Here is a 19,912-nt window from a genome sequence, read left to right as displayed (position 1 = left end):
CGCATCGGCACCCGCCTGCACAACGACAAGGGCACCGAGGTCTACCTGGCCCCCGACCCCGACAAGCTGCACCTGTTCTCCACCTCCACCGAGGAGCGCCTTGTAGTTTGATCCCGTGGGCCACTGGGACAAAGAGGCACTAGGTGTGATGGAGCTGCCGTCGGGTCGGCTCGTGCGCGGACGTAGTCTGCGGCGGGGCCCGGCGGCAGCGCCGTTTCCGACGTACGGCGTCTATCTGCTCGGGTCGGAGCCGCCCGACGTGCCGTGGGAGACGCGCTGGATCAAATGGCCCGATTTCCGGTTGCCCGTGGATCGCGCTGCAGCGTTGACGATCTTTCGCGAGGCCTTGGAGCGGGCTTCCAGTGGGCGGGTCGAGTTCGCGTGCGGCGGCGGTCGGGGGCGGACCGGGGCGGCGCTCGCGTGCCTCGCCGTACTCGATGGCGTGCCTGCTGAACAGGCGGTCTCGTACGTACGCGCGCACTTCGACAAGCACGCCGTGGAGACGCCGTGGCAGAAGCGGTACGTGGTAAATCTGTTGACCCGCGGCTGACCTCTCGCGTTGGGTTCGAGGTGTGAGCATCGAGCGGACCAACCCCAGCGGACTCCACCAGACTCCCGGCTATCACCACGTCACCACTGTCCATGCGGACACGCTCATCTACCTGGCCGGGCAATGCCCGTTGCAGCCGTCTGGTGAGCTGGCTCAGGGTGGTCTGGAAGGACAGACCGCGCAGGTCATCAGCAACATCCTGACGGCGCTCGAGTCGGCCGGCGCGAAGCCTGAGGACGTCGTCCGCACTGTCATCTATGTCGCCAGCCCGGACCGCGAGGACCTGGCCGCCGTGTGGACGCAGCTCAACGCGTCGCAACTCGCTCCTGCTTTCACCACAGCCAGCACGCTGCTCGGCGTGGCTCAGCTCGGTTTCCCGGGCCAACTGGTCGAGATCGACGTGACCGCGGCGCTGTGATCGTTCCCGCTGAGGTCGTCTCCTACGATCCGCGATGGCCCCTGTGGTTCGCGGAGATCTCGACGGCGCTGGAGCCGTACTTCGGCGAGCTCCCGCACGTGATCGAGCACGTCGGCAGCACCGCCGTGCCCGGTCTGGCCGCGAAGCCGATCATCGATCTCGACATCGTCGTACCGTCGGCAGCGCTGGTGCCGGCGGCGATCGAGCGGTTGGTTGCCGCCGGATATCGTCATGAGGGCGATGCCGGGATCCCCGGTCGCGAAGCCTTCGCCCTGCCGCCCGGCGCCGCCCACTACCACCATCTGTATGTGGTTGTTGAAGGCAACAAGGCTCACCGGGACCACGTGCTGCTTCGCGACCACCTTCGGACGAATGCGGTCGACCGGGAGCGGTACGCCACCCGTAAACGCGAGCTGGCACACCTGCTCACCACCGACCGCACCGCCTACGTCGCAGGCAAAGGCGAGTTGGTCGAAGAGCTGATCGCTAGAGCTGATGGTTCACGTGGAGCCGGCGGTCCGGGTCGTACCGGCGCCGAAGCTCGGTGAGCCGCTCGTAGTCACCCGGGTCATAGCCGTCGGCCACCTCGTCGGCAGTCAGCGGCGCGTAGCTGAAGTTGAGAAATCGGCCGACCGTCGACGCTTTCCAGGGCTCGAGGATCGTCTGCTGGGCTTCTGGCTCACCCAGGACCATCAGCGAGTACGCCGCATCGCGATGGCCGACTGCGTTCGGAACCTCGGGTTCGCGGGCCAGTGCACCGCCGAGATGACGGATACCGATCACGCGCATCGGTGCTCCAGGGGCCGGCTTCGGCACAGTCGCCAGCGCATCCAGATCGCTCACCAGGGCGTTGCGAGAGCTGTAGCTGTCGGGGCGTTCCGGCTCGGCGAAGATCTGCCCCGAGTCGACGTACGGCAACTCCCCCACCGTGTCGAGCGCTGGCTCGCCGATCGCCCGTAGCGGCTTGATCAGCTCCTCGCCGTTGCCGCCGAGGATCGCGAGCTGGATCTGTGCGATGTACTTGCCGCGCACGGGCGCCGGCACCTGCGGGATGTCCGGGATCGGCAGGATCGCGATCGCCGACGTCACCTCCTCCGGCACAGACCGCGTCCACTCGCTCCACACCTCCGGCACGGGCGGGTGCTCCGCGAGATCGAAGTACAGACTGCCGCCGTACAGCGTCGGTACGTCGAAGAGGTCGACCTCGATCCCGGTCACGACACCGAAGTTCCCGCCTCCACCCCTCGTCGCCCAGAACAGGTCCGCCTCAGCGTCCCGCCGTACGCCGTCCATGGTGACGATCTCGATCCGCCGGACGTGGTCCGCGGCGTACCCGAACCGCCTTGCCATCAAGCCGAGCCCACCGCCGAGCGTGTACGGGATCGCGCCGACACCGGGCGAGCTACCTGACAAGGGCGCCAGGCCGTACGGCGCGGTCGCGGCGAGCACGTTACGCCAGGTCGCACCCGCCTCGATCCACGCTGTCTTCTTGCCCGGATCGACCGTGACGTGGTTGAACGCGCCGGTCGCGATCAGCACGCCGCCGTCGATGCCTCTGGTCAGACCGTGGCCGGAGGCCTGCACCGCGATCCTCTTGTCGTGATCGATCGCGTAGCGCACCGCTTCCTCAACCTCGGTCGCGTTGGTGACCGGGAAGATCACCTCGGGCCGATGCGGGTCCCGCCGCTGGAACCCATAGCGCGCGTCGTCGTACTCCGGGCTTGTCGTCGTCAGCATCATGAAACTCACGCTATGAGCCCTTGCGGACAGATCTTGTCCGCAAGGCATCCTGTTGTCATGGATATGCCTGGCCGCTTGCTCCGGTTGCTGTCGCTGCTGCAGAGCCGTCGCGAGTGGTCCGGCCGCGAGCTGGCCGACCGCCTCGGCGTCACCGAGCGAACGGTACGACGCGACGTCGACCGGCTGCGATCGCTCGACTATCCGGTCACCGGGACGACCGGGACCGCGGGCGGCTACCGGCTCGGATCGGGGACGAACCTGCCGCCGCTCCAATTGGACGACGACGAGGCGATCGCCGTCGCGCTGGGGTTGGTGGGCGCGGCCGGCGGCGGGGTGAGCGGGATGGCGGACAGTTCGATGAGCGCGCTGGCCAAGCTCGAGCAGGTTCTACCTGCGCGGCTGCGGCCCCAGCTCGCGGCGGTGAGTTCGTCCGCCGAGGCGATCCCGCGGCCCGGCGTACCGCAGGTTTCACCGGGGGTGCTCGCGGTCCTCGCACGCTGCTGCCGGAACCACGAGATCGTTGCCTTCGACTACCACGGCCGGGCGCGTGGGGCGACGCGCCGGCGGGTGGAGCCGCATCAGCTGCTGACGTTGGCGTGGCGTTGGTACCTGCTCGCGTTCGATCCGGGGCGGGACGACTGGCGGATCTTCCGCGTCGACCGGATCTCCGACGTGGCCTCGGCACTCCACCGCTTCACGCCGCGGACGTTGCCCGCTGCGGACGCGGCGTCGTACCTGGTGGAGTCGTTCGTGTCAGCGCAGTACCGGCACTCCGTCCACCTGACCGTGAAGGCGCCTGCGGCCACGGTCTCCGCAACCTTCGAGGGTGTCGTCCGCGGCATCGTCGAGCCTGTTGATGAGTCGTCCTGCGTGGTGCGCTTCAGTGCGGACACGCCTGCAATGCTCCTCACCCAGGTAGCCGCCATCGCGGCCCTCGGCCCCTTCGTCGTCGACCACGCGACGCCGGAAACGGCCGCGTTCATCGGCCGGGTCGGCGCGCGGCTCACGCAGGCCTTCGTCACGCAGTGATCAATCCGATCCCGAGGGTCAGCACGCCGATCGCCAGGGACGCTGCGCCGGCCCACAGGATCCACAGGAACTGATTGGGCTGGGTGCGATCCTTCCCGGCCGACGATGCGAAGAAGCCGCCGGACATCAGGATGGCCGCCACCGGGATCGCCAGCCGACCGATCCAGAGCCAGAACCCGTCGAGGCCCGACTGGTCGACGTACAGGAGTCCGACCAGGCTGAGGATCACCAGTACGCCGGCGTGGGCGTGGCCGGCCCGCGCGAACGACTTCTGGAAATCGGTCATCGGCACCTGGCCGCGGACGATCTTGGTCATGAAGTAGCCGCCGAACTGGATCGTCACGATCGTCAGCAGGATGACTCCGGCGATGGTGCGTGATGCATCGGTCATGCGTACACGTCCTTATGGATAGTTCAGGTATCCGCTTATGGATACTGATACTATCCATGACAGGCGACAGGAAGGCAAGGGTCATGCGGATCGGGGAACTCAGCAAGGCGACCGACGTACCGGTGCCGACGATCAAGTACTACCTGCGCGAGGGCCTGCTCCCGGCCGGCGAGCTCACCAGCCCGAACCAGGCGTCGTACGGCGAGGCGCACGTCCGCCGGCTGCGCCTGATCCGCGCGCTGATCGAGCTGGCCGAGGTCCCGGTGGCTCAGGTCAAGGAGATCCTCGAGTCCCTCGACTCCGACACCGAACCCCTGCACGAACAGATCGGCCGCGCCCACCGAGCCCTCACCCCGACCCGCCGCCTGACCGCCACCGACGAAGCCCGAGCCGCCGCCACCGCCCAGGTCAACGAGCTGATCGAACGCCGCGGCTGGACGGTGGAACCCGAGGCCCCCGCCCTCGCCACTCTCGTCGACACCATCGCGGCGATGCAGACCCTTGGTCAGGCCCACCTGTCCGAGTATCTGGATGCCTACGCCGAGGCCGTCGAGAAGTTCACCGAGCTCGACATCGCGGCCGTGAGCGCCCGCCCCACCCGCGACCAGCTGGCCGAATCAGTCGTCATCGGCACGATCCTCGGCGAAACCCTGCTCTCCTCGCTGCGGCTCCTCGCGCAGGAATCCATCTCGGCCAAGCGCTGGGGTCGCGGCTAGGTCAGGAGCCGTCAGCCAGGCCCGGGATGATCTTCGCCAACGCCTTGTGGAGAGTGCGCCGCTCAGTCTCGGTCAGCGGGTCGAAGACCAGTTGGCGTACCAGCTCGACGTGACCAGGGGCCGCCTTCACCAACTCCGCGTAGCCGTCCTCGGTGAGGATCGCGTTGGTGAAGCGACCATCGTCCGGGTCGGGCTCACGGCGTACCAGACCGCGGTTCTCCAGCCGGCGGATGAGATGGGACAGTCGCGAGAGCTCAGAGTTGGCCAGGATTGCCAGCTTGCTCAGCCGCATCGTGTGGTCCGGCTGGTCCGAGAGGCCGGCGAGGACGTAGTACTCGAGGAAGCTCAGGTCCGAGTCGCGCTGCAGCTGGGCGCCCAGCGCCGTCGGGAGGCTGGCGATCACAAGATGCAGGGCCTGCCAGGTCTCCAATTCGTCCGCGGTCAGCCAGCGGGGCTCAGTCTTGCGGGCTCCTTCGGCGGCCATGGGTGCAGCATAGGCCACTCGACCCTTGACTTGAATCTTCAAGTGACCGGTCGTACCGTGATTGATGACATGAAGATTCAAGTCATCCCCTCGAAGGAGTTGTCGCTGTGAGCGACCTGAAGATCGCGATCATCCTCGGCAGTACCCGGCCCGGCCGCAACGGCAAGGCGGTGGCCGACTGGGTGCTCGCCCAGGCCCAGAACCGCACCGGGGCCACCTATGAACTGGTCGACCTGCTCGACTACCCCCTCCCGCACCTCGACGAGTCGATCCCACCCTCGGTCGGTCAGTACGCCGGCGAGCACACGAAGGCCTGGGCCGAGAAGATCGCCGAGTACGACGGCTTCGTGTTCGTCACGCCGGAGTACAACCACTCGACGTCCGGCGTCCTGAAGAACGCGATCGACTACCTGTACGCCGAGTGGAACAACAAGGCGGCCGGCTTCGTGTCTTACGGCTCGCTGGGTGGCGCCCGCGCGATCGAGCACCTGCGCGGGATCAGCGCCGAACTGCAGATCGCGACCGTCCGTCAGCAGCTCTCGTTCTCGATGTTCACCGACTTCGAGAACTTCTCCGAGTTCCGCCCCGGCCCGCAGCACGAGGCCGCCGCAACCGTCCTCTTCGACCAGCTCGAGTCCTGGACCGGCGCCCTCAAGCGGATCCGCGTCGACGTCCCGGTCGCAGCCTGACACAAGGCCCGACTGCCGACCTGCTCACCCGTCGTGGGCCATGTCCACGAACCGCGAGTAATGCCCCTGAAAGGCAACAACCACGTCGGCGGTCGGGCCGTTACGGTGCTTGGCCACAATGAAGTCGGCTTCACCAGGTCGAGTGGACTCCCGCTCGTACGCATCCTCACGATGAAGCAGGATGACAACGTCGGCATCCTGTTCAAGGCTGCCCGATTCACGTAGGTCGGAGGCCATGGGGCGTTTGTCGGAGCGTTGTTCGGAGCCTCGGTTGAGCTGGCAGATGGCTACTACGGGGAGCTCCAGTTCTTTGGCGAGGAGCTTGATGGAGCGGGAGAACTCGGAGACTTCGAGTTGGCGGGACTCGACCTTCTTGCCCGAGGTCATCAGCTGGAGGTAGTCGATGATGATCAGTTTGAGGTCGTGGCGCTGCTTCAGGCGGCGGGCCTTGGCGCGGATCTCCATCATCGTGAGGTTCGGCGAGTCGTCGATGAAGAGGGGGGCCTCGGAGACCTCGCCCATCTTGCGGGCCAGGCGGGCCCAGTCCTCGTCGGTCATCTTGCCGTTGCGCATGTGGTGCAGCGGCACCTTCGCCTCGGCGGAGAGCAGACGCATGGTGATCTCGTTGCGGCTCATCTCGAGCGAGAAGATGCAGGAGGTCAGGCCGTGCTTGATCGAGCAGGAGCGGGCGAAGTCCAGGCCCAGCGTGGAGTTGTGGGTCGGGATCATCGTCTTGCCGGCCAGATACAGATGGTCGGCGTTGTCGACCTCGACGCAGCGCACCGGTACGCCGACGACCGGATCGACCCACTCCACCCGCCGCTCGCCCTCACCGACGAGCGCGGCCGGGAAGCCGTGCCCGGTGATCTGCCGCGGCGCCGACCCGGGGATCGACGGTGTCAGTCCGGGACTCGCCGACATCGCCGTGTACAGGTCGGCGGTCGTGCAGACCACCGGGCGGCCGCCGTCCTCGACGAGCCACTGGTGCTCGGCGTCGGCGACGATCGTGCTGCCGTCGGAGAACGACAGCCGGAAACAGGGCCGGTCGACCATCACCTCGGTCGCCGCGACCACGGTGGTCGGCAGCCCGTTGGCATCGAGCAACTGGTCGCCGACCGCGACCTCGCCCATCGTGGTCCAGCCGGTCGGCGTCGGCAGCGGGGTGTCGAGGGCCAGCGCCTTCCCCATCGCGGGACGCGCGGCGACGATGATCATCTGGCCGGGGTGCAGCCCGTTGGTGAGCTCGTCGAGGTCGGTGAAGCCGGTCGGCACGCCGACCATCGCGTCACCGCGGGAGTCGATCGCCTCGATCTCGTCGAGGGTGCCCTCCATGATGTCCTTCAGCGGGGCGTAGTCCTCGGCGGTCCGCTTCTCGGTGACCGAGTAGATCTCCGCCTGCGCCTCGTCGACGACATCGTCGACCTCGCCCTCGCCCGCATACCCGAGCTGGACGATCTTCGTGCCGGCTTCGACCAGCCGGCGGAGGATCGCCTTCTCGCGGACGATGTGCGAGTAGTAGCTCGCGTTCGCCGCGAGCGGGACGGAGGCGACCAGGGTGTGCACATACGGCGCGCCGCCGATCCGGGCCATGTCGCCGCGCTTGGTCAGCTCGGCGGCGACGGTGATCGCGTCGGCCGGCTCACCCCGTGCATAAAGGTCGGTGATCGCGTCGAAGACGCTCTCGTGGGCCGGCCGGTAGAAGTCGGTGCCGCGCAGCGTCTCGATGACGTCGGCGATCGCGTCCTTGCTCAGCATCATCGCGCCGAGCACGCACTGCTCGGCCGCCAGGTCCTGCGGTGGGGTGCGGTCGAAGCCCATCTCCGGCCTGCGCTCTTCGTGGCCGCCGTCCTGGCCCCCGCGGAACTCCGCCACGCTCACTTCGCCCGACCTCCTCGTCCGCCGCCGCCCGGCCAGTGTGGACCTGATTCGAACATCTGCTCGAATCCTAGCCCGGCCCGCCGACACTTTCCGGCAGCAGGCCTCGCGACCGTACGCCGCTCCCGTCACCCAAAGCCACCCAGCCGTCCACAGGGGGTGTGGACGAACTGTGGGAAACTCCGTGAAGGGCTGTGCACAGGTTGCGAACAACCCTGTGGATATCTGTGGACGTTTGCCCACAACATCGGTGTGACCTGCGGTTTCCCCAGTGCACAACTGTGGAGAAGAAAAAGTCTGAGACGAATTTCCAGCGTCCCCGCCCGTCGTGGGTAACCTCGCTCCGGTGAGACGCAGACGATGGGTGGGCGAACTGGATCGGGAGATCCTCCGGCTGGCCGTCCCGGCGTTCTTCGCGCTGGTCTCCGAGCCGCTGATGCTGCTCGCGGACTCCGCGATCGTCGGCCACCTCGGTACGCCGCAACTCGCCGCGCTCGGCATCGCCGGCACCATCCTGCAAACCCTCGTCGGCATCTGTGTCTTCCTTGCCTACGGCACCACCTCCGCGGTCGCGCGGCGGATCGGCGCCGGCGATCACAAGGGAGCGCTTGCGCAGGGCATCGACGGACTCTGGCTCGCCTTGCTGCTCGGCGTCGTACTGGCGTTGCTCGGGCTCGCGCTGGCGCCGCAGGCCATCGCGGCGTTCGACCCCTCGCCCGAGGTGGCCGACTATGCGGTGACCTACCTGAGGATCTCGTGCTTCGGGATCCCCTCGATGCTGCTCCTGCTCGCCGCGACCGGCGTACTGCGAGGACTGCAGGACACCAAGACCCCGATGGTCGTCGCGATCACCGCCAACCTCGCCAACATCGGCCTGAACGTCCTTCTCGTCTACGGCATCGGCCTCAACATCGCCGGCTCGGCCCTCGGTACGGCGCTCGCGCAGACGGGCGCCGGCGTCGCGCTGGTGGTGGTCGTCGTCCGCGGGGCCCGCCGCGACGGCGCCAAACTCCGGCCGGACCGCCCCGGCATCCTCGCGTCCGCCCAGATGGGCGTACCGCTGATCGTCCGGACGCTGACGTTGCGTGCGGCAATCATTCTGCTCACCTTCGTGGCCACCGCCCTGGGTACGACGTCGGTCGCCGCGCACCAGGTGGCGTTCACGCTGTGGTCGTTCCTCGCTCTTGCGCTGGACGCCATCGCGATCGCCGCGCAGGCGCTCACCGGTCGCGCGCTCGGCGCCGGTGACGTCGCGGGCACTCGCGCGATCACCCGGCGGATGATGTGGTGGGGCCTGTTCTCCGGCGTGATCGGCGGCCTCGCGTTGTGGGGCCTGCGCGGCGTCTACGTCCCGTGGTTCACCAGTGATCCCGAGGTACGCCGTACGCTCGCGGCCATCCTGATCGTCGCCGCGCTGTGGCAGCCGGTGAACGGCGTGGTGTTCGTGCTGGACGGTGTGCTCATCGGCGCGGGCGACGGAAAGTACCTGGCCGCCGCGGGCGTCATCGCTCTCGTGCTGTACGTGCCGCTCGCCCTGGCGGTGCTCTGGCTCGGCGGTGGGATCGTCGCGCTCTGGTGGGCGTTCGGCGGGTACATGCTGCTCCGGTTCATCACGCTGACCACCCGCGAGCGGAGCGACGGCTGGCTGGTCACCGGAGCTATCCGCTGACCCTGCGGTGCGGCATCGTGGAGCGGAAGGAAAGGAGCGGCATGCCCGACACCGACGACGACCAGTCCGTCGAGCTCGACCCCGTCCAGCGGGAGCAGGGCGACGACGACACTGAGGCCGCCCGTGAGCGGCGTGCCGTACAGGCGCGAGCCGAGGCCGACCGGCAGGTCGTCGCTGATCTGACGCTCGACGAGGACGTGGAGCGCCGGGTCGAGCAGGAGCAGGCCCTCGTCGAGGAAGAGGACGAGGCGGCACGCGCCGAGCGTCTCGAGCTCGCCACCAAGGAGCAGCAGGAGCTGGACGAGTATCGCGACCGCGAGCAGCTCCTCGACGCCACTGCGGAGGCCACGAGGGCGTTCGAGCTCGCGTACGCCGACGAGGCGGCCCGCGACCGGTACCGCGCCCTCGCCACGACGGAGACGCAGCGGTCCGTCGGCGACCTGGCCCGCGGCAGGCACGAGCTCGACGAGGCGGCGGCGTACCCCGACGAGCCCGGTTCGGCCGGACTGGCCGCGAAGGGCCGGCGCGACGAACGCGCGAGCGGCATCGAGGCAAGGCGCGCGGAGTCCGACGACCGCATCGCCGACAGGTACGACGACTCTGCTCAGGAACACCGCCGCGAGGCTCGCCAGGCGCAGCCGGACGCCGTCGAGGCCGTCCGTACCCCGCCCGGCGAAACGCCCGAGGCACAACTCCCTCAGGCCCGGCGCCACGTCCGCGGACCCAAGAGCCGACAGCGAAACCTTCAGCGCCGCAAGCCGCAACAGCAGAACGACGGGATCGACCTCGACCTGTAGAGCCCTAGGGCTGCAGTTTCTGGGTCTGGATGATCAGCAGGTTCGCCGCGACCACGACGACGAACACGACGGCGAGCAGCGGGTGTCCCAGACTCCACAGGGCGGCACCCGTGAGGCCGAACACCAGCACCTTCACGACCCATCGCACCGCCGGCGTCCCGCGGGTGGCGGTCGGTGCTGCGAACAGTCCCCAGACCACGGCGGTCACCAGCGGTAGCCCGACGGCGAGCAGCCATCGGGCCAACGTCGTACTGCCGGTGTCCCAGCCCCACCAGGCAAAGATGCCTAGGGCAACCAGTTCGACGAGGAACGCCAGCAGTAGGTTGCCCCACTTCCAGAGATTGAACACAGTCACATCTCAGATACCGCGGATGTTCGGCTGGCGCTGGTCGAAGAACAGGCCGGCCGGCGGCTCCTGCACCGGCAGCGGCGGGATCGGGTAGTCGGTGTGGACGTTGTTCCGGCAGGCCGCGAACGGGCCGTCCGGGTCGAGCAGCGCCATCATGTGCGGGTCCGCGTGGTCACGCCACCAGACCGACATCCCGGTCGCCGGGTCGAGCCGCAGGTGCTCCCACGCGCGCCAGATCGAGTCGAGCCGGCTGAGGGCCTCCGCGTGCCGGTACCACTCGGGGCACCAGACGAACTGCTGCCCGAGCCGCCGGGTGTAGAGGTAGATCAGCCGGTCTTCGACGAACGCCGCGACGTGTGGATAGAAGAGCTCCTGTTCACCATCCACCTCGGTTGTCCCCTTCGTTCTGCTCCCAGACCGGCCGGTCCGGGCCGCGCTGCGGCGGGGGCGCCTGTCCGCCGGTGCCTGCGGCCACCCACGGGTTGTTGCTCACCGGAACGTTCGCGGCCGCTCCCGGATCGTACTTCGCCAGCGAAGCCTTCACCGCACCGGCGTCGGGCCGGGTGAACCACGGGACGGTCTTCACCAGCGTCGCCGGGATACCCGACGGGAACACGACCGCGCGACCGGGCGGCATCGAGGCGAGGTCCGAGACCTCCATGATGTTGTGCCGCTGGACCTGCGAGCTGGTCCCGCGCTTGCCCTCGTTGTACGACACCGAGTTCGAGTTGATGTCGTAGTCGCCGATCATCTTGCTCAGGTTCTCGAGGAAGGACGCGTCCGCCGCGCCACCGCCGTACACCCGGATGTTGGCCGAGCCCCACAGCTTCTGCATGCCGTGGTCGCCCCAGCACTCCTGACCCTGCGCCCAGGATTGCAGGATCGTCATCAGCACGATGCCGCGCGAACCGAAGTGCGAGTACAGGTCGGGGAGGTTCTTCCACCGGCACACGTTCGCGGCCTCGTCCAGTACGCCGACCAGCGGGCTGGGCATGCGACCCATCGGGCAACCGCGGGCGAACTGCTCCGCCGCCTCGACGACGGCCACCGTCAGCGCGGTGACCAGCGGGCCCGCCGTACCGGCGCCTTCCTTGGAGAGGCTGTAGAGCGTGCCGCCCTTGCGGACGAACTCGTGCGGGTTGAACTGCGGGCGGTTGTCGTTCGGCCCGCTCGGGACGACCCAGCGGGTGACCTTGCGGTTGACCAGGAACTGCGCGCTCTGCTGCGCCGTGCCGTACACACCCGCGCGCTGCTTGTCCGGCGCGTTGATGACTCCGGACAGCGCGTCGGCGGACAGCTGCAGGCCGGGGGTGTTGCGCAGGATCCGCTCGGGCTCGTCGTTCCGCTGGTCGGCCAGCCAGCTGTAGACCTGCGTGATCGGGCGCTTGGCCACCGCAGCAGCCAGGAGCAGACCGGCCAGCAGATCGGTGCCGGCTGCGTCGAAGAACGCGTCGGTCTGGGCGCCGACCTGGCGCTGCGACGCGACGAAGTGCTCGGCCAGCTCGCGGGCCTTGGTCTCGTCGGTGATGTAGCTCAGCGGGTTCCACCACCAGGTGTTCGGCTCCTCGCAGACCTCCTGCGGGTCGAACACCCAGACCGGGCCCTTCTCCGAACGCGGCCCGCGGGTCGCGTCGACGATGTCCCGCTTGTTGGAGGTGGCGATGACGCACCCCGGCGCGTCCAGGATCGCCGGCACCGCGCGCGACGTGGTCTTACCGGTGCGGGGACCCCAGATGTCGACGTGCATGTCTTCCCAGTTGCCGAAGACCTCGAGGTTGTCCCGGACGGTGCGGCCGATCAGGATGCCCGGACCGGCGTGCCCGGCGCCGAGCTGGTTCGCCTTCTCCTGCGCGCCTTCGCGGGTGAGCTTGTAGATCTCGGACCGCTTCGACATCAGCTGCGCCTGCCGGTCGACTCGGCCGACCGACTTCTGCCGGCTCCGGAAGTACCAGAAGCCGGTGCCGACCAGACCGAACAGCACGACCAGTTCGATGATCAGTACGCCGGTGGCCGCGCCGGACCAGTCCCGGTGCCCCTTCATCAGATCGACGATCGCGTCGAACGGGTTGCCCACCGGCGGCGAGCCGTTGATCGCCGCCGCGACCTTCATCGCGCCCCACAGCGAGAACACGACCAGTGCGAACAGACCGACCGCGGCGAAGATCAGGATCGACTCGGGCGACAGCCCGCCGGGTCCGGTGCTTTTCCTGCCCTGGGCCATTACTCGTCAACTCCCGTTCGGGCGACCACTCGGGTGGTGGGGTCGGGCGGCGGCAGCATCGCCGGATCGTCCAGGTTGTACTCGCCGACGACCGCCTCACTGCCGTCCGGTGCGACCTCCACCTTCAGCGGCTTGCCGTCCTCGCCGGTCTTCCACAGCTTGTTGGTGTCGTTGATCTCGCGCTCGACCGAGGTCAGGCCGACGTGCACCGGGATCCCCGGGCGGCCACCGACCTTGACCAGGAAGTTGCCTCGGCCAGGAGGCGCGGCCTCCTGACCGGTGGCCGGATCCCAGGCGGGCGGGTCCTGCCAGCCGATGAGCATGTTCTGCTCTTCCTGCGACATCGGCACGACCTCGGTCAGGTTGTCCATCTCGGCCCGCGGCAGACCACCGCAGATGACCATGCCGGAACGCTCGACGAAGCCCTTCGCCTTCATGCGGTCCTCGGGCAGCTCCAGCGCCAGCAGGTCGGACATGGTGTGCGAGATCATCGCCATCCCGACACCACGCTGCCGGTTCAGGCGGGTCAGCGCGTCGACCCGGTCGACCAGGCCGCGCCCGGCCCGCAGTACTCGCCAGAGCTCGTCGAGGATGACGAAGTAGTGCCGCCGCGGTTCGAGGCCGGCGTCCGCCAGCGCCTGCGAGACGGCGACCGCACCGAACCCGTACGACCAGCAGGCCAGCAGTACGGCGGCTTGCAGGCTGGTCTCGGAGTCGTCGATGTTGGACACGTCGAACACGACGGGCCGGTCGAGCTGCATCGGGTTGTCGGTCTGCTCGGAGAAGATCTCACCGAGCCGGCCGCCGCCGACCAGACCGATCAGCGATGCCTCGAGGCCTTCGGTGATCTGGCGGTACCGATCCAGGCTGCCGCGGTCCAGGGCGACGTTGCGGACCCGGTCCGGGGCGTCCTGCACAACCTGGAGCAGGTCGCGCAGCACCGGCGTGCCTTGGAAGCGCTCGTCGAGAACCTTGAGCGCCTCGTCGAGGATCGTCTCCTCGCGGTCGTTCGGCGGCTGCGAGCGCATGATCGAGATCAGCGCCGAGACCATCGTCTGCCGGCGGCCGTGCGCGTCGGCCTGGATCGCCTCGCGGGCCTTGCCGGTCAGGCGGAGCGCGGCCTCGCGGGACTCACCCGGGTCGAGGACGTTCAGGTGCCCGCGGCCACGACCGAGCTGGATGACCTGGCCGCCGAGGGCCTCGATCAGGTCCTTGTAGTCGGGCTTGAGGTCGCCCAGCACGAGCGGCATCACGCCGTACCCGGCCAGGCCCAGCGCCATCCGCCGGGTGATCGTCGACTTGCCCAGACCCGGCTTGCCGAGCACGAACATCGACGGGTTCGAGATCAGCTTGGCCCGCATGAACCAGCTGATCGGGTCGCAGCACATGGTCGCGCCGGACAGGATGTTCCGCCCGATCGGCACACCGACCATCGGGCTGCCGGTGCCGGCCGCGAACGGCCACATGCCGCAGACCTGCACCGTCGTCCCGCGCCACTCCGGCGCTGCCTGCAGGTACGTCGAATAGCCGCCGCCGGGTCCGGGCCAGCCCCGCGGCATCGGCCGCTTGCCCCGCTTGGTCGGCTCGACCGGCTTCTTCTGCTTCTGGCTCACTGTGACTCCCCAGAGGTCACCGTGCTGCTTTGTCCAGGTCCTGTGTGGTGATTCAGCGCCGTAGCGAGGAGGTGATCGGTGCGGTGCATCGGCGTGCGGGGGCGAAGGTCTCGATGCGGAGCATCGTGGCCCTTGCACCCGTGCGGCGAGGTGCCGTGCTGAGCGCCCCGCAGTAGGCGATGGATCACCACACAGGGCCTAATCATAGAGACTCCCGCAGCCCGGCCGGCACGGCCAAGTGGTTCTGCAGGACGACGCCCAGCGGCAGCGCGGACACGAATGCGGAGTCCTGCGAGCCGTACGCCGGGCGGAGCAGGACGCGTGCGGTGGCGCCTAGGTTGTCCATGGCGGCGATCATGTCCGGGATCTGCTCGACCGTCATCACCGTGCCGGTGACGACCATGCCGAAGTTGACCAGACCCGCGCCGCGCGCTTCCTCCTGCGCGGACCGCTCGGCGGCCCGCGCCTCGGCCAGGCTGCGCGCGGACGGGCGGCTCGACGTACTGGCGCGGAACGACGCGTTGCGCTTGTCGGCCTCGACCATCCGGGCCGACGTTCCGGCGTCGAGGGGGCGGTAGAGCAGGGTGACGCGCTTGCGGTCGATGTCGACATGCGGCGCGACCAGCTGCGACAGCACCGACGAGAACACCTCACCGCGCGGCGCCTGCGACATCTGCCATGTCACCGACCAGGCCGAGTCGTGGCGGTACTTGTCCCAGAACGCCTGCGCACCGGACGGGCCGACGTCGGTCCACTGCAGCTCGGGCGGCATGCCCTGGCCACGAGCCTCATCGATCAGTACGGCGGACGCCGGGTCGTACGCGATCCGGATCGCCTCGCACAGCTCCTGCGCGTTGACCGGACGGGCCGCACCCGCACCGGTCGCGTTCAGGCTCTGGGTCAGCGCAGGCAGCCGGGCCGCGAGCTCGCGACCCATGTCGTCTTCCTTGCGGCGCTTGCCGCTGCGGTCGGTGCCCTTGAAGGTCAGGGCGACCCGGGCGGAGACCAGCGCCGAGCCCTCGGGGTACGTCTGCACGACCTCGGTCAGCATCGCGCGGGCGATGGCCGGCGTACCGTCCATCATGTTGTTGCCGACCTCACGGCGCAGCCGGATGCCGGTGTCCGGCGCGCTCTCGACCGTCACCGAGGCAGCGACGATGCCCGGCTCGTGACCGAGCGATGCCAGCCACTGTCCCCAGTGCGCGACCCACACATCCACCTGGTCCTCGTCCACCAACGAGGCGCCGTCCGGCTCCGCGTTGATGACGACCGTGAAGTGCCGGGTGCTCGGGTAGTAGAGCAGGGCGAACGGGCGCCCGTACGAGTCCTGGTACTCGCTCAGCTGGGACGAGGCGGCCAGGCCGGGGAGCTGGAACTTGCCCCACGCGGTACGGCCGAGAGGACCGGATCGGTAGATGTTGTGCTTTGCCATCTTTGCTCGCTGCCATCCAATTCGGGTCGAGATCCGTTGCAGCGTGGACTGCCCATGCTTGTCCTTGGTCATCAGCAGCAGCAGTACGACGCCGACGACCAGCAGCGTGATCATCGCTGCGGGCAGACCGCCGGACATCGTCGCGATGACGACCATCAGCAGGCCACCCATCAGGATGGCCGTGCCGAGCATGCCCAAGCCGCCGATACCCGCCGAGGCGGGCTGGCGCCAGTTGCCGTAGGTGCGAGGTGCACGTCGTACGTTCTCAGCCGCTGCCACTTGGGCCTTCCGGTGTCGGTTGGTCGTCGCCTCCGCCGCTGCCACTCGGGCCAGGCGGAGGTGGAGGCTGGTTGCCTCCGCTGCTCTGCTGTCCTTGGCCTCCGCCCCGGTTCGGGTCGCCGGTTCCGCTGCTGCCACTCGGGCCACTGCTCTGGGACGAAGACTGCGCGGCTGCGTCGCCCTGGTCGGTGGTTTCGGCCGCGGCCGCCTTGCCGGCGTCCGAGATGCCCTTGGCAACCGCGACACCCACCACAATCGGAGCAGCCACCGCCGCTACCGGCGCGGCCGCCGCTGCACCGGCACCTGCACCCGCCGCTCCGGCTCCGGCCCCGGCTCCAGCACCGGCGCCTGCTCCGGCTGCCGCACCTTCGCCACCGGCCGCGGCACCCTCACCGGCGCCCGCTGCACCCTCACCGGCTCCGCCACTACCGCTCGGTGCCTGCTGCTGTGCTCTGCCGACGTTCTGGGCGCCGGTCGGGCCGTCGCCTCCGCCCCCGCCGCCGTCGTCGGCGCCTTGGCTGGTCTGCTTGTTCGCCAGGTCGCCGAGCTTGTCCATGCCGGGCATCATCCTGGCCGCGAGCATGCCGGCGCCGGCCGCGCCCGCGGTCGCCGAGACCATCGGCACGATGAACCGCATCAGGGCCGGCAGCGCGAACAATGCGAGCACCAGCATCGTGAGGCCGGTGACCACGTTCATCACCAGGCTGCCGACGTCGTTCGCGTTGGTGCCGTCGAAATGCAGCGGTGCGTTGTTGTTGGCGACCAGGCGGATCGCTGTCGCATAGACGATCGCCGCCACCGGTTTGTAGAGGATGAAGGCGAGCAACCAGGCGATGATCCGTTTGAACCAGTTTCGGCCCATCTCGGTGTTGGTCGCGGCGGCCGAGATCGGCAGTACGCCGAGCAGCAGGATCAGCATCGCGCTGCGGACGACCATCAGCACGATCTGGATCACACCGGCGATCACGCACAGGATGCCGACCGCGATCATGATCCCGATCAGCAGCGGTGAACCGGCCAGTGCCGCGACCGCGGCGAAGCCCAGCACCACGGACATGCTCGTGCCGAACGCCTTCGCGTCGCCGGAGCCGATCGTGTCGCAGTGCGAGACCCAGAACGATCCGTCCGAACTCAGCGCGGAGCTGACGATGCACTGGGAGAACTTGTCGCCGGCCGTGATCAGCGCCTGCGCGACGGCGATCGAGAAGGCCGCGGCGACAGCGAGCGTGATCAGCGATCGAAGCAGATCGCGCGCCGTCTCGCCGCGCTGCGTCCAGGCCATCTGGATGGCGCCGACGATCAGCCCGATCGCCGCGATGAACAGCGTGATGAACTGCGTGTGCGACCAGATCCAGCTGACCGAGCTGTTGGCCGGCTGACCGGGAGCGCCCTCCACCGACGGCGTCGGCACGTAGATCCAGAATGTCGCGATCGTGGACATCAAGGTCCCGACCGCACCGGAGATTGCGTCGAGGATGGGCTGGAACACGAACTTCATCACCGCTTCCATCGCGGGGGCAAGGACCGCCGAGACGGCTTCTTTCAGCAGATCCGTGGCCCAGTTGAGCGGAATCATGTCAAGACGTCCTCGGGGAGACGAACCGAAGAATGGCGGGCAGCGCGACGACTGCCAGGATCATCATCGTGACGCCCATGACGATCTTGAGGGTCTGCGGCGTACCGTTCGGCGCATCCTTCACGTCCGGCGCCGACATCAGGTAGATCGCGGTGGCGTAGATCAGCGCCGCGACCGGTTTGTAGATGATGAACCCGGCCAGCCAGGCGAGCGACCGCTTGAACCACATCATCCCCATCTCGGTGTTGGTCGCCGCCGCGGTCAGCGGGAGCACACCGACCAGCAGCACGAGCATGCCGTAGCGGATGATCATCAGCGCGAGCTGGATGATGGACGTGATCACCATCAGGATGCCGACGAAGATCACCAGCAGCCAGCCGAACTGCTCACCGGGACTCTTCAGCGGTTCGGTCATCGTGCGCGCGATCGACGCGGCGAAGTTGTGGTCGTTGGTCTTCAGCGCCTCGTCGATGATCCAGCTCGAGAACCCGTCCGCGGCCGAGATCAGCGTCCCGGCGAACGCCGTCGCGGAGGCCGTCACGACGACCAGGGTGATGAGCGAGCGGAGGATCTCCTTGGCCGGCTCACCGCGGTGCGAGATCGCCATCTGGATCGCGCCGACGATGACCGCGATCGTCGCGATGAACACCATGATGAAGTTCGTGTGCTGCTGCACCCACAGGGCCGGGGTGTTCTGCGCGATGTCCGGGGTCTTGATGTACACCCAGAGCAGGCCGACGGCCTTCATCACTGCCTCGACGGCCTTCACCACGATGTCGGCGATGGCCTGGAAGATGAAGTCGAAGAACTTGCCGAAGGCCCATTGGATCGCGGTCTGCAGGCCGTCCCGGATGCAGTCGTCCCAGTCCCACGGCCACTTGGAACATCCAAGGGCGATCATGACGCACCACTGAACCTAACGTAGCCGTTGAGACTGGACAGGATGTCAGGCTCGACCGAGCCGTTGAAGGTGCCGTCGTCCTGCAGCACCGCGTACCAGTCGCCGTGCGACCACTGCATGGTGATCTGCAGCGCGCCGTAGGCCTTGTTGTTGAGGTTCGCAACGATCTGAATGACCGTCGTGGTGGCGTTCCGCGGGTAGTAGAGCACCTTGAAGCCGGAGAACTGCACGTCGCCGGCCTCGGTCGGCGGGGTCTGGATCTCGGACCTGGCCGCGGCGATCGCAGCGTCGCGGCCCGGACCGGCAAGCACCCGGGTCTTCAGCGCGGCGAGACTCACCTCAGGGTTCTGCACCTGGCCCAGGAGGACCATCGCCGCGAACACCGCGCCGGTCGGCGAGTGCGCGAAGCAGGAGCGCACGCCGTTCGCGGAGGTGGACGCAGGCCCGGCCGCGGCCTGGATCGGGACCAGCATCTCGCCCTCGAACTGCCACGTGACCGCAGCCGGAGCTGCTAGCCGCGGGATCGCCTGATCCGGGTTGCTGTCGTGGCAGCCACCGGTGTGACTGTTCGGTGGCGGCGGAGCCGTCCTGGTAGCGGTCGGCTGCTCGGTAGGCTGCTCGGTCGGCGTGGCGGGCGGCCCGCTCGACTCCGTGGGCTGTTCAGTGGGAGCGATCGTGCTCGGAGACTGGCTGGGATTGGCGGCCGGAGTGCCCGAGCCGTTACTGGCAACCGCCCAGACCACCAGGCAAATGAGCACGGCTCCGATGACGATCGCCGACGCGACGAAGCCACGCTCCTCGAGGAAGCTGGTCTTTTCGCCGTCAGAATCGCCATCGGAGTCCGGATCCCTGCTGAACAGTCCCACCTGCGATCAGCCTCCGAGCAGGTCGCCGCTGACCGCGATCACTTCAGGGCGTCGACGAGTGCCGTCGCCGCACCGATCACGATGCAGGCCGCCAGGACCCACCCGAGGCGGGCGGCGTGCTCGCCACCTTCACCGCGGCGCTGGCCGACAGCCATCATGCCGCCGGCGATCAGGATGCCGAGCGTGCAGACCGAGTACGCGATCCACTTGACCCAGCCGAGCACCTTGTCCAGGCCGGGCTGAACACCGGGAGGCGCGTCGAGCGGGAGCGTCATGGTGTTGAGCTCCATGACCACGTGGTGTACCAACATCATGGT

The 19,912-nt window shown here is 68.3% G+C and carries 21 protein-coding genes; 8 read left to right on the top strand and 13 right to left on the bottom strand.

Translation table 11 applies throughout. The features are described from left to right. The first annotated feature begins 115 nt into the window (after positions 1-115). From EV653_RS27580 to EV653_RS27570, 3 genes are read left to right on the top strand one after another with little or no spacing between them, the layout of a single operon-like run. Complete coding sequence (locus EV653_RS27580; protein WP_238160146.1) at positions 116-550, top strand: protein-tyrosine phosphatase family protein; 435 nt, start codon at positions 116-118, stop codon at positions 548-550. A 22-nt stretch (positions 551-572) separates the two neighbouring features. Continuing rightward, positions 573-968: a RidA family protein gene (locus EV653_RS27575; RefSeq protein ID WP_134106546.1), complete on the top strand. Its 396-nt coding sequence runs from the start codon at positions 573-575 to the stop codon at positions 966-968. Next, entirely contained in the window at positions 965-1,516 is a 552-nt protein-coding gene (locus tag EV653_RS27570) for a GrpB family protein (RefSeq protein WP_166679577.1), read from the top strand. The genes EV653_RS27575 and EV653_RS27570 overlap by 4 nt, the downstream gene beginning before the upstream one ends. On the opposite strand, the gene EV653_RS27565 is transcribed toward EV653_RS27570, so the two are convergent. Continuing rightward, a complete protein-coding gene (locus EV653_RS27565) occupies positions 1,455-2,708 on the bottom strand; it encodes an FAD-binding oxidoreductase (RefSeq protein WP_134106544.1) in 1,254 nt (417 codons plus the stop codon). The two genes, EV653_RS27570 and EV653_RS27565, sit on opposite strands and share 62 nt — an antisense overlap. 57 nt (positions 2,709-2,765) lie before the next feature. On the opposite strand from EV653_RS27565, the gene EV653_RS27560 reads away from it, so the two are divergent. After that, positions 2,766-3,737: a helix-turn-helix transcriptional regulator gene (locus tag EV653_RS27560; protein ID WP_238160144.1), complete on the top strand. Its 972-nt coding sequence runs from the start codon at positions 2,766-2,768 to the stop codon at positions 3,735-3,737. Here the strand turns inward: EV653_RS27560 and EV653_RS27555 are convergent. Continuing rightward, positions 3,727-4,128, bottom strand: coding sequence for a hypothetical protein (locus tag EV653_RS27555; protein WP_134106543.1), 402 nt, complete (start codon positions 4,126-4,128; stop codon positions 3,727-3,729). The genes EV653_RS27560 and EV653_RS27555 overlap by 11 nt on opposite strands. Positions 4,129-4,211: 83 nt before the next feature. Here EV653_RS27555 and EV653_RS27550 point away from each other — a divergent pair, with 83 nt between their 5' ends. After that, the gene (locus tag EV653_RS27550; RefSeq protein WP_134106542.1) at positions 4,212-4,844 is read left to right on the top strand and encodes a MerR family transcriptional regulator; all 633 of its coding nucleotides are present in this window, start codon (positions 4,212-4,214) and stop codon (positions 4,842-4,844) included. Position 4,845: 1 nt separating this feature from the next. Here the strand turns inward: EV653_RS27550 and EV653_RS27545 are convergent, their stop codons facing one another. After that, positions 4,846-5,328, bottom strand: coding sequence for a MarR family winged helix-turn-helix transcriptional regulator (locus EV653_RS27545; protein WP_134106541.1), 483 nt, complete (start codon positions 5,326-5,328; stop codon positions 4,846-4,848). 107 nt (positions 5,329-5,435) lie between these two features. Here EV653_RS27545 and EV653_RS27540 point away from each other — a divergent pair, with 107 nt between their 5' ends. Next, the gene (locus EV653_RS27540; RefSeq protein ID WP_134106540.1) at positions 5,436-6,017 is read left to right on the top strand and encodes an NADPH-dependent FMN reductase; all 582 of its coding nucleotides are present in this window, start codon (positions 5,436-5,438) and stop codon (positions 6,015-6,017) included. Positions 6,018-6,041: 24 nt separating this feature from the next. Here EV653_RS27540 and dnaB read toward each other — a convergent pair whose 3' ends face one another. Then, positions 6,042-7,835 (bottom strand): replicative DNA helicase, encoded by a 1,794-nt coding sequence (gene dnaB, locus EV653_RS41360; protein ID WP_166679601.1) that lies wholly within the window; start codon positions 7,833-7,835, stop codon positions 6,042-6,044. A gap of 403 nt (positions 7,836-8,238) precedes the next feature. On the opposite strand from dnaB, the gene EV653_RS27525 reads away from it, so the two are divergent. Continuing rightward, positions 8,239-9,561: an MATE family efflux transporter gene (locus EV653_RS27525; RefSeq protein ID WP_238160141.1), complete on the top strand. Its 1,323-nt coding sequence runs from the start codon at positions 8,239-8,241 to the stop codon at positions 9,559-9,561. Between the two features lie 41 nt (positions 9,562-9,602). Then, on the top strand, positions 9,603-10,358 hold the full coding sequence (locus EV653_RS27520; RefSeq protein ID WP_134106539.1) for a hypothetical protein: 756 nt from the start codon (positions 9,603-9,605) through the stop codon (positions 10,356-10,358). A 4-nt stretch (positions 10,359-10,362) separates the two neighbouring features. On the opposite strand, the gene EV653_RS27515 is transcribed toward EV653_RS27520, so the two are convergent. The 9 genes from EV653_RS27515 to EV653_RS27475 form a co-directional block, all read right to left on the bottom strand. Continuing rightward, on the bottom strand, positions 10,363-10,707 hold the full coding sequence (locus EV653_RS27515) for a YrdB family protein (protein WP_166679576.1): 345 nt from the start codon (positions 10,705-10,707) through the stop codon (positions 10,363-10,365). A gap of 9 nt (positions 10,708-10,716) precedes the next feature. Continuing rightward, entirely contained in the window at positions 10,717-11,094 is a 378-nt protein-coding gene (locus EV653_RS27510; RefSeq protein ID WP_130443131.1) for a DUF4913 domain-containing protein, read from the bottom strand. Continuing rightward, positions 11,084-12,928, bottom strand: a complete 1,845-nt coding sequence (locus EV653_RS27505; protein ID WP_134106537.1) for a type IV secretory system conjugative DNA transfer family protein — start codon at positions 12,926-12,928, stop codon at positions 11,084-11,086. The genes EV653_RS27510 and EV653_RS27505 overlap by 11 nt, the downstream gene beginning before the upstream one ends. After that, positions 12,928-14,541, bottom strand: a complete 1,614-nt coding sequence (locus tag EV653_RS27500; protein WP_238160140.1) for an ATP/GTP-binding protein — start codon at positions 14,539-14,541, stop codon at positions 12,928-12,930. Before EV653_RS27500 ends, EV653_RS27505 begins: the two co-directional genes overlap by 1 nt. A 202-nt stretch (positions 14,542-14,743) precedes the next feature. Further along, on the bottom strand, positions 14,744-16,252 hold the full coding sequence (locus EV653_RS27495) for an SCO6880 family protein (RefSeq protein WP_202871828.1): 1,509 nt from the start codon (positions 16,250-16,252) through the stop codon (positions 14,744-14,746). Beyond that, positions 16,239-17,828: a hypothetical protein gene (locus EV653_RS41355; RefSeq protein WP_166679575.1), complete on the bottom strand. Its 1,590-nt coding sequence runs from the start codon at positions 17,826-17,828 to the stop codon at positions 16,239-16,241. The genes EV653_RS27495 and EV653_RS41355 overlap by 14 nt, the downstream gene beginning before the upstream one ends. A gap of 1 nt (position 17,829) precedes the next feature. Next, positions 17,830-18,729: a hypothetical protein gene (locus EV653_RS27485; protein WP_134106536.1), complete on the bottom strand. Its 900-nt coding sequence runs from the start codon at positions 18,727-18,729 to the stop codon at positions 17,830-17,832. Beyond that, positions 18,726-19,595, bottom strand: a complete 870-nt coding sequence (locus EV653_RS27480) for a hypothetical protein (RefSeq protein WP_134106535.1) — start codon at positions 19,593-19,595, stop codon at positions 18,726-18,728. Before EV653_RS27480 ends, EV653_RS27485 begins: the two co-directional genes overlap by 4 nt. Before the next feature lie 38 nt (positions 19,596-19,633). After that, complete coding sequence (locus EV653_RS27475) at positions 19,634-19,909, bottom strand: conjugal transfer protein TrbC (protein WP_134106534.1); 276 nt, start codon at positions 19,907-19,909, stop codon at positions 19,634-19,636. Positions 19,910-19,912 lie beyond the last annotated feature (3 nt).

Origin of the sequence: Kribbella pratensis (assembly GCF_004365355.1) — a bacterium.
Classification (GTDB): Bacteria; Actinomycetota; Actinomycetes; order Propionibacteriales; family Kribbellaceae; genus Kribbella.
This window is presented reverse-complemented; position numbering and strand designations above follow the sequence as displayed.